The sequence below is a fragment of the Streptomyces djakartensis genome (assembly GCF_014651075.1).
In the GTDB taxonomy this organism is placed as follows: Bacteria; Actinomycetota; Actinomycetes; order Streptomycetales; family Streptomycetaceae; genus Streptomyces; species Streptomyces djakartensis.
In genome coordinates this window covers 136,328-149,705 of the sequence record NZ_BMWE01000002.1, presented here as the reverse complement: position 1 = coordinate 149,705, position 13,378 = coordinate 136,328, and the positions used below count along the sequence as shown (strand labels likewise).

Annotated in this window: 14 protein-coding genes and 1 riboswitch; of the genes, 1 reads left to right on the top strand and 13 read right to left on the bottom strand. The window is 71.8% G+C overall.

Annotation, left to right across the window (positions count from 1 at the left end):
- Positions 1-83 precede the first annotated feature (83 nt).
- Positions 84-875, bottom strand: a complete 792-nt coding sequence (locus IE212_RS04150; RefSeq protein WP_373301337.1) for an IclR family transcriptional regulator — start codon at positions 873-875, stop codon at positions 84-86.
- Between the two features lie 54 nt (positions 876-929).
- Positions 930-1,802 carry a formyltetrahydrofolate deformylase gene (gene purU, locus IE212_RS04145; protein WP_190196294.1) on the bottom strand — a complete coding sequence of 291 codons (873 nt, stop codon included), beginning with the start codon at positions 1,800-1,802 and terminating at the stop codon, positions 930-932.
- 194 nt (positions 1,803-1,996) lie between these two features.
- Between purU and IE212_RS04140 the strand changes: the two genes are divergently transcribed.
- Positions 1,997-3,139: an aromatic ring-hydroxylating oxygenase subunit alpha gene (locus IE212_RS04140; protein WP_190196293.1), complete on the top strand. Its 1,143-nt coding sequence runs from the start codon at positions 1,997-1,999 to the stop codon at positions 3,137-3,139.
- Between the two features lie 13 nt (positions 3,140-3,152).
- On the opposite strand, the gene IE212_RS04135 is transcribed toward IE212_RS04140, so the two are convergent.
- The 11 genes from IE212_RS04135 to IE212_RS04085 all read right to left on the bottom strand — a co-directional run bounded on the left by IE212_RS04135 (position 3,153) and on the right by IE212_RS04085 (position 13,368).
- A complete protein-coding gene (locus IE212_RS04135; RefSeq protein WP_229864040.1) occupies positions 3,153-3,473 on the bottom strand; it encodes an FCD domain-containing protein in 321 nt (106 codons plus the stop codon).
- A gap of 132 nt (positions 3,474-3,605) precedes the next feature.
- Complete coding sequence (locus IE212_RS04130) at positions 3,606-5,411, bottom strand: ABC transporter ATP-binding protein (RefSeq protein WP_190196292.1); 1,806 nt, start codon at positions 5,409-5,411, stop codon at positions 3,606-3,608.
- Positions 5,412-5,601: 190 nt separating this feature from the next.
- Positions 5,602-5,958 carry an STAS domain-containing protein gene (locus tag IE212_RS04125; protein ID WP_190196291.1) on the bottom strand — a complete coding sequence of 119 codons (357 nt, stop codon included), beginning with the start codon at positions 5,956-5,958 and terminating at the stop codon, positions 5,602-5,604.
- Complete coding sequence (locus tag IE212_RS04120; protein WP_190196290.1) at positions 5,955-7,286, bottom strand: PP2C family protein-serine/threonine phosphatase; 1,332 nt, start codon at positions 7,284-7,286, stop codon at positions 5,955-5,957. The genes IE212_RS04125 and IE212_RS04120 overlap by 4 nt, the downstream gene beginning before the upstream one ends.
- A complete protein-coding gene (locus tag IE212_RS04115; protein ID WP_190196289.1) occupies positions 7,286-8,089 on the bottom strand; it encodes an alpha/beta fold hydrolase in 804 nt (267 codons plus the stop codon). The genes IE212_RS04120 and IE212_RS04115 overlap by 1 nt, the downstream gene beginning before the upstream one ends.
- Positions 8,090-8,152: 63 nt before the next feature.
- Positions 8,153-8,818: a maleylpyruvate isomerase N-terminal domain-containing protein gene (locus IE212_RS04110; RefSeq protein WP_229864039.1), complete on the bottom strand. Its 666-nt coding sequence runs from the start codon at positions 8,816-8,818 to the stop codon at positions 8,153-8,155.
- A 91-nt stretch (positions 8,819-8,909) separates the two neighbouring features.
- Positions 8,910-9,764, bottom strand: a complete 855-nt coding sequence (locus tag IE212_RS04105; RefSeq protein WP_190196288.1) for an energy-coupling factor ABC transporter ATP-binding protein — start codon at positions 9,762-9,764, stop codon at positions 8,910-8,912.
- Positions 9,761-10,510 carry a cobalt ECF transporter T component CbiQ gene (gene cbiQ, locus IE212_RS04100; RefSeq protein WP_190196287.1) on the bottom strand — a complete coding sequence of 250 codons (750 nt, stop codon included), beginning with the start codon at positions 10,508-10,510 and terminating at the stop codon, positions 9,761-9,763. Before cbiQ ends, IE212_RS04105 begins: the two co-directional genes overlap by 4 nt.
- Before the next feature lie 4 nt (positions 10,511-10,514).
- Complete coding sequence (locus IE212_RS04095) at positions 10,515-10,883, bottom strand: energy-coupling factor ABC transporter substrate-binding protein (protein WP_190196286.1); 369 nt, start codon at positions 10,881-10,883, stop codon at positions 10,515-10,517.
- On the bottom strand, positions 10,880-11,581 hold the full coding sequence (locus tag IE212_RS04090; protein WP_190196285.1) for an energy-coupling factor ABC transporter permease: 702 nt from the start codon (positions 11,579-11,581) through the stop codon (positions 10,880-10,882). The genes IE212_RS04095 and IE212_RS04090 overlap by 4 nt, the downstream gene beginning before the upstream one ends.
- 30 nt (positions 11,582-11,611) lie before the next feature.
- Positions 11,612-11,795: riboswitch (cobalamin riboswitch) on the bottom strand.
- Positions 11,796-11,931: 136 nt separating this feature from the next.
- On the bottom strand, positions 11,932-13,368 hold the full coding sequence (locus IE212_RS04085; RefSeq protein ID WP_190196284.1) for a serine/threonine-protein kinase: 1,437 nt from the start codon (positions 13,366-13,368) through the stop codon (positions 11,932-11,934).
- Positions 13,369-13,378 lie beyond the last annotated feature (10 nt).

Here is a 13,378-nt window from a genome sequence, read left to right as displayed (position 1 = left end):
CGCCGCGTCGGTTGATCTCCCCAGGGGCAGATGGCGCGTAGGCGCCCTGTAAGGAGACGGGCACGCGACGACCCGGGCCGGGCTCAGCCCGGGTAGCCGAGACGGCGGCTGAGCTCGTCCGCTCCGGCGACGAGCACCGGTGCCAGTTCGCGCAGCCGCTCGTCGGTCAGGCGGAAAGCCGGCCCCGACGCGCTCAGCGCGGCCACGACCTCACCGTCGCCAGAACGCACCGGCGCCGACAGGGCGTTGAGGCCTTCCTCGTACTCCTCCCTGGTGACGGCGTAGCCCTGCTCACGGGCCTCGGCCAGTTCCGCCTCCAGTTTCTTCCTGGAGGTCACCGTGCGCGGTGTCATACGGGGCAGGCCGGCCTCGGCGAGAAGCGCGTCGCGGTCCATGCGGTCGAGGTGGGCCAGGAGCACCTTGCCGCTCGACGTGCAGTGCAGCGGCGTCTGGCGCCCCACCCAGTTCTGCGCGGCGATCGCCGAGGTACTGCGCACCTGGTAGAGGTTGATCGCGTGGCAGGACTCGAGCACGGCGATGTTCATGGTCTCGCCCACGTCGTCGACGAGACGCTCGCAGACGCCCCGCCCGTGCCTGGTGACGGCGATGCGGCCGGTCACGGCGCCGGCCAGGCGCACGACTCCGAAACCGAGACGGTACTTCCCGCGCTCGCTCTCCTGCTCGACCATCCCATGCGCTTCCAGCGCGCCGAGCAGCCGGAAAGCGGTGGACTTGTGGACGTCGATCGCCGACGCCACCTCACTCACGCCCGCCTCGCCGTGCTGGGCGAGGATCTCCAGCACCGAGACAGCACGGTCAACGGATTGCACTCCGCCACTGGGAGCGCCTGCGGACTCGACGCCGTGGTTGCCCATGGCGAAACTCTAGGCGAAATGGACAACAGGCGTGAGGGGTGGAGGTCATTTTCCTCAGCGGAAGACGACCGTACGGTTGCCGTTGACCATGATGCGGCTCTGGCTGTGCCACTCCACGGCCCGCGCCAGGACCTGTGCCTCGACATCGCGCCCCAAAGCCACCAGAGCGTCGGGCCCTTGCGCGTGGCTCACGCGGATGACGTCCTGCTCGATGATGGGCCCCTCGTCGAGGTCCGGGGTGACGTAGTGGGCCGTCGCCCCGACGAGCTTGACGCCGCGCTCGTGTGCCTGGACATAGGGCCGGGCGCCCTTGAAGCTCGGCAGGAACGAGTGGTGGATGTTGATCGCCCGGCCTTCGAGCTGCTTGCACAGATCGTTCGACAGGATCTGCATGTAGCGGGCGAGCACCACCAGGTCGATGTCCAGCTCGTCGACGAGCTCCAGCAGTCGCGCCTCCGCCTCGGGCTTCGTCTCCTGGGTCACCGGCACGTGGTGGAAGGGGATCCGGTAGCTCTCGGCGAGCGGCTCGAAGTCCCGGTGGTTGGAGACGATCGCCGGGACCTCGATGTTCAGCGCGCCGGTACGGCAACGGAAGAGCAGGTCGTTCAGGCAGTGCCCGAACCTCGACACCATGATCAGCGTGCGCGTGGGGGTCGACGCGTCGTACAGCTGCCAGGAGATCCGGTACGCCTCCGCCACCGGTGCGAAGCCGGATCTCAGGTCCTGAAGTGAGGTTCCCGGGTCCGAGACGTCGAAGTGCACCCGCATGAAGAAGCGGTTTTCCAGCCGGTCGTCGAACTGCTGGCTCTCCTGGATGTTGCCGGAGTGCCGGAGCAGGTAGCCGGTGACGGCGTGGACGAGGCCCGAGCGGTCGGGGCACGACAGGGTGAGGACGAACTCGCGGCCGGCTGTGGGTCCAGGAGACACTGAGCCCTCCCTGAGAGGGGTGCGCAATACGCAACAACGGGTCTGATGCGCAACATGGTCCTGGCTGTGACGGCCTGCGGTCAAGGTCTTGACAGCGCTTCCGGCGGGCTGCACTGTGAGTTGCGTAGCAAGAACTTCGTTGCATATGAAGCAACCGAGCTGCCTGTCCGAGGCGCTTCACTTCGAGGTGGACCATGACTACGACCGGCCTGCCGGAGAGCCTGATCGCGACGCTTCCCGGTGACCACTACACGGACCCGGAGATCTTCCGCCTGGAGCAGGAGCGCGTCTTCGAGTCCATGTGGTTCTGCGCGGCACGCGCGTCTGAACTGGCGAAGCCGGGTGCGTTCCGGACCGTGGACGTCGGGCGGGAGAGCGTCCTGCTGGCCCGGTCGCGGGACGGCTCCGTGCGGGCCTTCTTCAACGTGTGCCGGCACCGGGGCGCGAGGCTCTGCACGCAGGAGTCCGGCGAGGTGAAACGGGCCTTCCAGTGCCCGTACCACGCCTGGACCTACGGCCTCGACGGCAAGCTCGTCGCGGCTCCGAACCTCACGAAGATGCCGGACGTCGGCCGCACCGAATACGGCCTGGCGAGCGTGGCGGTACGCGAGTGGCTGGGCTACGTATGGGTGTGCCTGGCGGAGGACCCGCCCTCGTTCGAGGAGTCTGTGATCGCGGACGTGGTCGCGCGCCTGGGGGACGTGGAGTCCATCGAGCGGTACGAGGTCGAGAGCCTGGAGATCGGCCGCCGGATCGTCTACGACGTCAAGGCCAACTGGAAGCTGATCATCGAGAACTTCATGGAGTGCTACCACTGCGCGACCATCCACCCCGAACTGACCGAGGTGCTCCCGGAGTTCGCCGACGGCTACGCGGCGCAGTACTACGTGGGACACGGCGCCGAGTTCGGCTCGGACGTCCAGGGCTTCACCGTGGACGGCTCGCAGGGCCTGGACCGCATTCCCGGCGTCACCGAGGAACAGGACCGCCGGTACTACGCGATCACGGTGCGGCCGCAGGTGTTCATCAACCTGGTCCCGGACCATGTGATCCTCCACCGGATGTTCCCGGTCGCGGTCGACCGCACCATTGTGGAGTGCGACTGGCTGTACCTGAAGGGTGTGGTGGCCGGCGGCCGGGACGTCAGCCGCTCGGTGGAGCTGTTCGACCGCGTCAACCGGCAGGACTTCGACGCCTGCGAGCGCTGCCAGCCGGCGATGAGTTCCCGGCTGTACGCCAAGGGCGGCGTCCTGGTACCCAGCGAGCACCACATCGGCGAGTTCCACGCCTGGCTCCGGGACCGCATCGGCACCCGCGCGAACCGCGCGGAGCGCTGACGCGAAGGCGTCCTCAGGCGAGCGCGTCCTCCGTGAACTGGTTGGTGTCGAAGAGCTGTTTGATGTGGCCGCCGAGTTCGGACCAGTGCTGTGCGGAGAGTTCGGCGGCGGCGAGGGCGTCGCCGCCGGCGCAGACGTCGACGAGCTGGTCGTGGTGCTCGATGGTGTTGCGGCCCCCGAGCAGGGTGGAGAACGTGCGGTAGAGGATGCGGTGGATCTGCGGGTGGAGCTGCTCGACGATCCTGCTGAGGACGGGGTTGTCCGCCGCGGCGATGGGGACGGCGTGGAAGCGGTCGTCCGCGGCGATCCCGGCCCATGACGGACTCGGCCCCACCCGCCGACCGGCGCCGGGTTCCTGGCACGCGGGCGAGCACTTCGACGTCCGCCCGGCAGCCACCGAGGCGATGGGCGTCGAGCGCACCCTGGCGCACTTCGCGCCCCTGGCGCACGGCAGGCCGGGCCTCGGCTAGCCCGCCCCGGACGTGTCGTCGAGGAAGCCGCCGGACTGGTGCTGCCACAGCTTCGCGTAGGCGCCGTCGAGCGCGAGCAGCTCCTGGTGCGTGCCCTGCTCGACGATTCGCCCGCGGTCGAGGACGACGAGCTGGTCCATGGTGGCGACCGTGCTCAGCCGGTGCGCCACCACGAGCGCGGTCCGCCCCTCCATCAGCCGCCACAGCGCCTCCTGCACGAGGAGTTCGCTCTCGGAGTCCAGGGCGCTGGTCGCCTCGTCGAGCAGCAGGATCGGGGCGTCACGCAGGATCGCCCGCGCGAGCGCCACCCGCTGGCGCTGACCGCCCGACAGCTTCACTCCGCGTTCGCCCACCAAGGTGTCGAAGCCGGCCGGCAGGGCGTCGGCGAACTCCGTGACGTGGGCTGCCTCCGCCGCCCGGCGGATCTCGGTGTCGGTGGCGTCCGGCCGGGCGAACGCGATGTTGTCCCGCAGAGTGCGGTGGAACATCGCCGGGTCCTGCGGCACGTAGGCGATCTGGCTGCGCAGGTCGGCCTGGCGCAGCCGGCTGATGTCCTGACCGCCGACCAGGATGCGGCCGCCGTCGATGTCCGTCATCCGCAGCAGCAGCCGGGTGAGGGACGTCTTGCCGCCGCCGGACCGGCCGACCAGGCCGAGTTTCGTCCCGCTCGGCACGTCCAGGTCGAGACCCTCGAAAAGCGGCCGGCCACCCCGGTGCGCGAAGGTCACCTTCTCGAAGCGGACGTCGGCGGCCCGGGGGCGCAGCGGCTCCGGTTCCGGCGGGTCGAGCACGGTCGGCGGCGTCAGGAGCAGCTCCGTGAACTGCGCGGCCTCCGTCATGGAGCTCTCCAGCCGACGGTAGATCTGGTTGAACTCGAACATGATCCGCGTCGCGTTGCCGTAGTAGGTGAAGGCGACCACGATCGCCTCCACGCCGTGCCCGCCCCCGCCCAGCGTGACCGCGAGCAGCAGACCCACCGCGTTGGTCAGCACCGACATCGGCGCGACCAGTGTGTCGATGCGGAGGTTGCCGTAGTCCCACGACCTGAGCATGAGCCGCCGCGACGCCGCCACCCGCGAGCGGTGCTCGGCGGCCTCACGCTCCTCGGCGGCGAACGCCCGCACCGTGTCCATGTTCATCAGGCTGTCGGCGACATGGCCCGACACCCGGGCGATCGCCTCCTCACGCAGGTCGACCAGAGCCTGGCGGCGGCGGATGAGGGGCACGACGAGCACCGCCGTCAGCGCGATCATCACCAGCAGCCCGACCACGAGCAGGGGCTCGTAGCGCCACAGGACCACCGCCCCGAACGCCAGCGGTACGAAGCTGCCCACGATCTGGAAGGCGAGTGTGTCCACGAACTGCTCGAAGCGGGAGGCGAAGCTGAGGACCCGTTTGGTCAGCGAACCCGCGAAGTTGTCGTGGAAGAACGCGGCGTCCTTGGCGAACAACTCGTCCATCCCGACCACGTACAGGTGCTCGATGCCGAGGGCGTCGAGGCGGTTGAGGCAGTGCATGGCGACGCGCCACAGTGCCTCCGCGAGCAGCAGGACACCCGCGAAGCCGAGGACGTACGGCAGTGTCGAGCCGACCGTGACGTCCCTGTCACCGGCGATGTCGCCGACGAGCTTGGCGACAACGAGCGGCGCCACGTAGTTGATTCCTGTGTTGCCCAGCGCCATGAGCAGCATCGCGGGTGCCGACAGCCGGCGGAGCCGGGCCAACTCCCGCCCGTAGTAACGGAGTGCGAGAAGCACCGAGCGTTTGTCCGGCTGGACCCTGCGGGTTTCAGGCGTTTCCATCCCACCCCTGTGTCGTCCTGTGGCCGCCCGCCACGTGCCTGCGCGGGCAGGGGCCTTCGCCGCAACGGATGTGTGGATTTCGGTCCGAGTCCGGAAGTGTCCCGCGACGGCGACCGCGCCGTCCAAGTGTTTTCCGGACGGGCGGTGGTGCGCGGGGGAGCGCGAAGGGGCGCGGCGGGACGGACTCCCGCTACCTCGTGTCCTGCCCGGTGGGACGGGCCGGATCGCCGCCGGCCGGGAGCAGGGTGAAGACCCGGTCGAGGCCCACCAGGGTGAGGACCCGCAGCAGGTTGGCGGGCACGGCGGACAGGGCGACGTCGGCCCGCGCCTCCAGGGCGCGCTGGCGGGCGGTGAGGAACGCGGTGATGCCGGAGGAGTCGCAGAACTCCAGCCCGGACACGTCGACGACCAGACACTGACCCGGTCGGAGGTCCAGCTGGTCGACCTGCCGGCGCAGTTCGGGGGCCTGGTCGAAGTCGAGGTCGCCCGACAGCCGCAGAAGGGGTCCGGCCGGGGTCTCGCGGTGGGTGATGCGCAGCGGGTTCATGAGGTTCTGGCGGGGTGTGCGGGGGACGGGGTGGCGGGGGCGCCGAGGGCGAGCAGGGCGGTGTCGTCGCCCAGCCCGTCGCCGAATCGCTTCAGCAGCCCGGTCAGCGCCGTGATCACTTCGTGTGGTGCGGCGGGAGCGTGCTCGGCGGCGAAGGCGCGCAGGGCGTCCTCGCCGAACAGGTCGTCACGGCCGGGGCCCGTGCGTGCCTCGGTGAGGCCGTCGGTGTACAGCACGATCGTGTCGCCGTCGGCCAGGACGGTCTGCGCGGTGCCGATCGGCGCGCCGGGCAGCACACCGACGAGCATGCCGCCGGGGGTGGGCAGGAACTCGGCCCGGCCGTCGGCGCGCAGGACCAGGGCCGGGGGGTGGCCGCCGGAGGCGAGGCGAACGGTCGTCGGCCCCTGGCCCCGGCCGGGCTCGACGATGCCGAACACGCATGTGCAGTAACGAGGGTTGCCGCCGGCCGTGTACCTCTCGTGCAGTACGGCGTTCAGCGTGGCCAGGGCCGCGGCCGGGTCCGGGTCGTGGTGCGCGGCGGCCCGGAGCGTGTAGCGGGTCAGCGAGGTCAGGGAGGCGGCCTCGGGCCCCTTGCCGCACACGTCGCCGAGGAAGAACGCCCACCGGTCACCGGCCACGGGGAACAGGTCGTAGAAGTCGCCGCCGAGCTGGTCCGGCGAGGCCGCGTGGTAGTAGACGGCGGTCTCCAGCCCGGGCACGGCGGGCAGCGAGTCGGGCACCAGGGACCGCTGGAGGACGGCGAGCGCGTCGGCCAGCCGGGCCCGGTCCGCCTCGGCCTGCCGCCGGGCCTCGTCCGCCTCGGCACGCGCACGCTCGGCCTCGGCACGGGACCGTTCCGCCTCCTGGCGACGGCGCAGGAGCTCCTCCTCGTAGGCGCGGCGGTCGGAGGCGTCGAGGACCGTGATGCGGATCAGCAGGGGCTCGCCGCCCACGCCGTGCTTGATCACGGCGGAGACCAGCACCGGCAGCCGGCCCCCGCCCCGGCGCTTCATCTCCAGGGCGATTCCCCGCAGCTCGCCCTGCATGCGCAGCAGCGGTGCGAAGTGCGTCTCGTGGTACAGCCTCCCGCCCACGGTGAGCAGGTCCGTGAAGCGCATCCGGCCGATCACGGCCCGGCGGTCCAGGCCGAGCCAGTCCAGAAGCGTGTGGTTGATCTTGGCGATGGTGCCGTCCATCATCGTGGACAGGAAACCGCACGGTGCGGACTCGTACAGGTCTTCCGCGCTGTCCTCCAGGAGTGCGGTGAAAGCGGCGTGCGTGCTCGCCTCGTCCCCGGCGGGGTCCGGTACGCCGCCCGTGCGGCACATCACCGGATGGTGTCCAGGAAGCCGAGGATCGCTTCCGTGGTGGCCTCGGGTGCGCTCAGCTGCGGGCAGTGCCCGGTGGCGGCGAGGGTGACCAGACGGGACGACCCGATCGCCGCGTGCACGTAGGCGCCGACCTCGCGGGGCGCGATGGCGTCCTGCTCGCATTCCAGCACCAGGGTCGGTACGGACACGCTCTTCAGGTCGTCGCGGCTGTCGGTCAGGAAGGTGGTCCGGGCGAAGACCCTGGCGATGTCGGGGTCGGTGGCGCAGAAGCTGTTGGTCAGCTCCTGGCCGAGCTCGGGCCGCTCCGGATTGCCCATGATCACCGGGGCCATCGCGGACGACCAGCCCAGGTAGTTCGCCTCCAGTGAGGCCAGCAGTTCCTCGATGTCCTCCGTGCTGAAGCCGCCCCGGTACTCCTCGTCGTCGATGTAGCAGGGCGAGGGAGTCACCATCACCAGTGCGCCGATCCGCTCCGGCGCGGCCTGCGCCGCCAGCACGCCCACCATGGCGCTGACCGAGTGCCCCACGAACACCGCCCGCCTCAGGTCCAGCTCCTCGCAGACCTCGACCACGTCCCTGGCGTAGCCGTGCAGTGAGGAGTACCGCTCCTCACTCCACGCCGACAGAGCCGAACCGCCGGAGCCGACGTAGTCGAACAGCACCAGCCGGTACCGCTCGGCCAGCGCCGGCACCACCAGCCGCCACATGTTCTGGTCGCAGCCGAACCCGTGCGCGAGGACGAGCACCGGCCCGTCGTCGCGGCCGGTGACCTTCACGTTGTTCCTGTGGCGGACGTCCATCGGGCCATGCTCGCACCACGCCCGGACCGGTCCGACAGCGGGGCGGGACACGGCGCCGGCAAGTCATCCCAGGTGGAGCGGGAGCCGCACGGCCAGATCGCCCAGCTCACACCGCTCCGCCTCGGTCGGCGCCCGCCTCCCGGTGCCGACCAGCAGCGCGTCCAGGTCGCGGAACGACGAGGGGAACGGTTGCCCCACGATCCGCTCCAGCATCTCGCGGGACCGGGCGAGCCCCTCCTCGGGCGGCTCCTCCTGCTCCGGGAGGTACGCGATCAGGTCCAGGTGATGCAGGGTCCACTCCATCACGTACGCCGAGAGGTAGCCGGCCACGGTGAGGACCTCGTCGCGGGTGCCGACCCTGCGGGCCGGGTCGGCGAGCAGGGCGGCGCGTCCAGCGGCGGAACCGACGTCGTCCAGGTGGAACTTGAGCAGCCTCGGGTCCTCGTAGGCGGCGGCCAGCCGGACCGTCAGCGCGTCGAGCGGGTCGTCGCCGCTCGGCGGCGTGCCGGACACCTCCCAGTACGTCACCGCGTCCCGGGTCGGCTCCCCCTCGGCGGGCGTGGCGAGGGTGATCAGCACGTCCTGGGCGTCGATGACGAGGTGGCACACCAGGTCCCGGACCAGCCAGCCCCTGCAGCCGGACGGACGCGTGAAGTCCTCGTCGCGGAGACCGGCGACCGCCACGCGCAGCGCCGCCCAGGAGCGCGAGAAGAGACTGACGTGGTCCACGTCGGCAACCTAGTGCCGGGCCACGAGGAGGGACAAGCGCTCGTCGGCGGCGGCCCCGGCGCGGCGGCCGGCGAACACGCCAGGGCCGGCCTCAGCCGCCGGACGCCCCCAGCGGTCCCGCTACGAGGGCGACCAGTTCGTCCGGGGTGCGCGGCCCGGGCACCGACTCGGCCAGCAGGCCCTGGGCCCGCAGCAGATCGGCGGTGGCGGCGCCCCACGGCAACCTGAGTCCGGCCTCCCGCAGCAGATCCGTGCGGGCCAGCGCCACGGGTGCCGGGCCGGTGCGCACGCCGGACGGCGTGAGGAGCGCGGCGTCGTCGGCCCACCGCAGGGCGAGATCCACGTCGTGGGTGGCCATCACCACCGTGGTGCCGGACTCGCGGAGACCGTCGAGCGTGACGAGGAGCCGCTCCTGGCCCTCCGGGTCGAGTCCGGCCGTCGGCTCGTCGAGGATCAGCACCCGGGGCCGCATGGCGACCGCGCCCGCGATGGCGGTGCGTTTGCGCTGCCCGTAGGAGAGCAGGTGGGTCGGCCGGTCGGCCAGGGCCGTGATGTCCAGCGCGGCGAGCGCCTCCGCCACCCGCGCCCGTACCTCGGAGTCGGGCAGGCCGAGGTTCAGCGGCCCGAAGGACACGTCCTGCTCGACGGAGGCCGCGAACAGCTGGTCGTCCGGGTCCTGCACCACCAGCTGGACGGTCGTCCGCAACCGGGTCAGACCCTTGCGGTCGTACGTCACCGGCTGCCCCTGGACCGTCAGCCGGCCCTCGTGCGGCCGCAGTCCGCCGCTGAGCAGCCGCATCAGCGTGGTCTTGCCGCTGCCGTTGCGGCCGAGCAGCGCGAGAGCGCGCCCCTCGCGGATCTCGAAGTCGAGGCCGCGGAGCACGGGCGGGCCGTCCTCGTAGGCGAAGGACGCGCCCCGCAGGGCGACGAGGGCGGGCTCGCTCATGTCAGCGGCCTTTCCAGTACGAAGGTGAGAACGGTCAGCGCGACGAGGAGGGCACAGCTGGCGGCCGTGAAGCGGACGGAGACGCGAGCCTCGGGCAGCAGCACGCGCAGGGTGCCGTCGTAGCCGCGCCCGGCGAGACCGGCCTGGAGGCGGGCCGCCCGGTCGAAGGCCCGGATGAACGCGGTGGCGCCCAGCCCGCCCAGGGAACGCCAGGCCGCTGCCCGCGTGGTGTGCCCGAGCCGCGCCGACTGCGCCTCGCGGATCCGGCGCACCGAGTCCAGGAGCAGGAAGCTCATGCGGTACGTCACGAGCGCGACGTCGACGACGGGCGCGGGGACGCCGGCCCGGACCAGCCGCGGCAGCAGGTCGGACATGGGCGTGGTGAACGCGAACAGCAGCACACCCAGGGAGGCGGCGGAGGTGCGCAGCAGCAACTCCCCGGCACGCACGGGTCCGCCGTCGGCGAGGGAGACGAACCCCCCGGGCCCGCCGACCTGGACGAGCAGCGTGACCGCGCCGGTCACGCAGAAGCCCAGCGGCACCCGGTAGGCACGCCACAGCCGCCGCCGTGGCACACCCGCCGGGCCCAGCAGCACCACCAGGGCCGTCACGAGCACCAGGGCCGCACCCGGCCAGGGCGGCAGCGAGACGGCCAGCACGGTCAGTCCCAGCCCGAGCACGGCCTTGTCCACGGGATGGCGGCGGCGCCAGCGACTGCTGTGCGCCGCGGCGTCGATCGGCAGCACGGGCTCAGGACCTCTCGGCCGTGGACTCCTCGGCGCTGCCTGGGGCCGGGTTTCCGGTCGCCCCCTCCAGCGCCCGCCGCTCGCCCTGCCGGCGGCCCCGGCGCAGTCCGAAGTAGTAGGCGAGGACACCGGCGCCGAGTGCCGCCTGGAGGGAGAACAGGGCCGACTCGATCTCACCGGAGGGCGGTTCGTACAGCGGTGAGAACCAGGGCTTGTAGTCCGGCTCGATCTCGGTGATCGCCGTCTCGGCCTCACCGTCGGAACCCGTGAACGGTTCCTTCTTGTGGTCGCCGAGGCCGAGCGCGAGCGGCAGCACGGCCAGCGCCGCCACGGCGAGCAGCAGCAGGAGGTTGATCCTCGTGTTCTTCCTCATCGGGTCACCGCCTCGGTCTCGGTCCGGGACTGCTTCTCGGCGAGGAGCACGCCCAGCCGGGTCAGTTCGCCCTTGCTGGACTGCACCAGCAGCCGCATGACGAGCACCGTGAGCAGGCCCTCGCTCACCGCGAGCGGGACCTGGGTGATGGCGAAGATGGAACCGAACTTGCCGAGCGCGCCCAGGAACCCGCTGCCCGGGTCGGGGAAGGCCAGCGCCAGCTGCACGCTGGTGACGCAGTAGGTGGACAGGTCGGCGACGAACGCGGCGGAGAACACGGCGACCATCAGGGGCACGTCGTAGCGCCGCAGCAGCCGGTACACCGTGTAGCCGGCCCAGGGCCCGGCGATCGCCATGGAGAAGACGTTGGCGCCGAGCGTGGTGAGACCGCCGTGCGCGAGCAGCAGCGCCTGGAAGAGCAGGGTGATGGTGCCCAGCACCGCCATCGCCGGGGGCCGGAACAGGATGGCGCCCAGCCCGGTGCCGGTGGGGTGGGAGCAACTTCCGGTCACGGAGGGAAGTTTCAGGGCGGACAGGACGAACGTGAAGGCGCCGGAGGCGCCGAGGAGCAGAGTGCTCTCGGGGTGCTCGCGCACCTCACGGGTGAGCGACCGGACTCCGTGGACGACGAACGGCGCCGATGCGACACCCCAGGCGACCGCGTGCGCCGGCGGAAGGAAACCCTCGGCTATGTGCATGGCTCAGCAGACCCTCTCCAGCACCTCGTGGATGGTTGACGCGCCTTGGCCGGTCTCCTGGCTGACGGGTACCACCGCCCGAACCCCGCCTTCCCGGGTCACGAGGACCCAGTGGCTGCCCGTCAGGGCCGGAGCCGGACTTCCCGATCACAGTGGCGAGGGCCGCACCGGCATCACACCGGATTTCCCGTTCACCAAGGCCAGGTGACAATAAGGCCGGGGTAAGGGCGATGACAAGCCACCCCGGGGGCGCGTGAGGGGGCGCCCGTTCGCACACCGGCGCATCTTCCAGCGGATCCTGGCGGCACGTGCAGGCGGCCAGGACCTGGTCGGCGACCGCCCGGACCGCGTCAGTCGTCGCCCGCGTCGTCTCCGTCCGCTTCGCCCTCGCCGCCCCCGTCGGCCGGGCGCGGGCTCTGCGGAGCGGGCTCCTCCACCTGCCCCGGACCGCCGTCGTTCGCCTCGTTCTCCGGGCTCGTGGCACTGGGCGAGGGCGAGGCGGGAGCCGGGGAAGCGGACGGTGTGACGCGTGGGGTGACTTCGGCCACTGTTCCGGTGGCCGGCGTCTCGGCGGCCGCCGGGGCGGAGGGGAGGGGCGAGCCGGAGTCGGCGGACGGGGTGGCGGCGGGACTGCTCGCGGTCGGGGATGCTTCGGGTTCCGTGCCCTCCGTGGCGGTGCTGTCGGGCGAGAACCACCGCATGCCGATGACCATCGCGGCGATGAACAGCGCGGCCGCGGCGGCCGCCCCGGCCACCTTCGACCGGTCACCGAGGCCGCCCCGCCGCCCCGCACGGCCCGAACGCCCTCCCTGGGCCGCACGGGCCGCGCTGCGATGCCCCGGGGTGGCGGGCAGCGCGTAGGTGGTGGGACTGCCGGTCCCGGCGCCCGGGTACGGTCCCGGAACGGAAGACGGCGCCGGGGACTGGGAGTTCGGCCGGAGGGGCGAGGAGAACGCCGGCAGCGGCTCGGGCAGGCCCCGCCAGGATCCGTCGGCGAACCATTCGGCGGCCTGCTGGGCGGTGGGCCGGTCCTCGGGCTGCTTCGCGAGCAGGCCCAGCAGGTAGTTCTCGAACGCCGGTGGGAGTCCGGCGACTCCCAGCTCGCGCGGCGGTACGGGGACCGAGTCGAGATGCTGGTGGAGGAGCGCGACCGCGGTGTCCGCCTGGAACGGAGGGCGGCCACTGAGGAGCTGGTAGAGCACGCACCCCAGGGAGTACATGTCGGAAGCCGGGCCCGCGGGCCGGCCCAGGGCGCGTTCGGGGGCCAGGTAGAGGCCGGTGCCGACGATCTGACCGGTGGCGGTGAGCGCCGCGCCGGGGTCGTCGAGGAAGCGCGCGATGCCGAAGTCACCGATCTTCAGCGTGCCGTGGGCGTCGAGCAGCAGGTTGGCCGGCTTGACGTCCCGGTGCACGATGCCCTGTGCGTGCGCGGCGGCGAGTCCGGCGGCGGCCTGTGCGGCGAGGGCCGCCACCCGTTCGGCGGGGAGCGCGCCGGAGGCGGACAGCACCCCGGCGAGGCTGTCCCCGTCGACCAGCTCCATCACCAGGTACAGCCGGTTGTCGTACTCGCCGAAGTCCAGGACACCGACCACGTTGGGGTGGTTGAGCCGCCCGGCGGTCTGGGCCTCCAGGCGGAACCGGGAGGCCGCCGTGGCGTCCGTGTCCTGAGGCAGCAGCAACTTGACGGCCACCGGCCTGGCGAGCATCTCGTCGTACGCACGCCAGACCTCTCCCATTCCGCCGCGCCCGATCTCAACGTCCAGCCGGTACCGGCCCGCTAGCAGCACTCGTCCTCGT

What these genes read in the sequence shown, in the direction of transcription:
- IE212_RS04090 (WP_190196285.1), bottom strand. Translation starts at nt 11,581, where the DNA reads ATGCACATAGCCGAGGGTTTCCTTCCGCCGGCGCACGCGGTCGCCTGG.
- IE212_RS04120 (WP_190196290.1), bottom strand. Translation starts at nt 7,286, where the DNA reads ATGTGCCGCACGGGCGGCGTACCGGACCCCGCCGGGGACGAGGCGAGC.
- IE212_RS04115 (WP_190196289.1), bottom strand. Translation starts at nt 8,089, where the DNA reads ATGGACGTCCGCCACAGGAACAACGTGAAGGTCACCGGCCGCGACGAC.
- IE212_RS04105 (WP_190196288.1), bottom strand. Translation starts at nt 9,764, where the DNA reads ATGAGCGAGCCCGCCCTCGTCGCCCTGCGGGGCGCGTCCTTCGCCTAC.
- IE212_RS04140 (WP_190196293.1), top strand. Translation starts at nt 1,997, where the DNA reads ATGACTACGACCGGCCTGCCGGAGAGCCTGATCGCGACGCTTCCCGGT.
- IE212_RS04125 (WP_190196291.1), bottom strand. Translation starts at nt 5,958, where the DNA reads ATGAACCCGCTGCGCATCACCCACCGCGAGACCCCGGCCGGACCCCTT.
- IE212_RS04150 (WP_373301337.1), bottom strand. Translation starts at nt 875, where the DNA reads ATGGGCAACCACGGCGTCGAGTCCGCAGGCGCTCCCAGTGGCGGAGTG.
- IE212_RS04130 (WP_190196292.1), bottom strand. Translation starts at nt 5,411, where the DNA reads ATGGAAACGCCTGAAACCCGCAGGGTCCAGCCGGACAAACGCTCGGTG.
- IE212_RS04095 (WP_190196286.1), bottom strand. Translation starts at nt 10,883, where the DNA reads ATGAGGAAGAACACGAGGATCAACCTCCTGCTGCTGCTCGCCGTGGCG.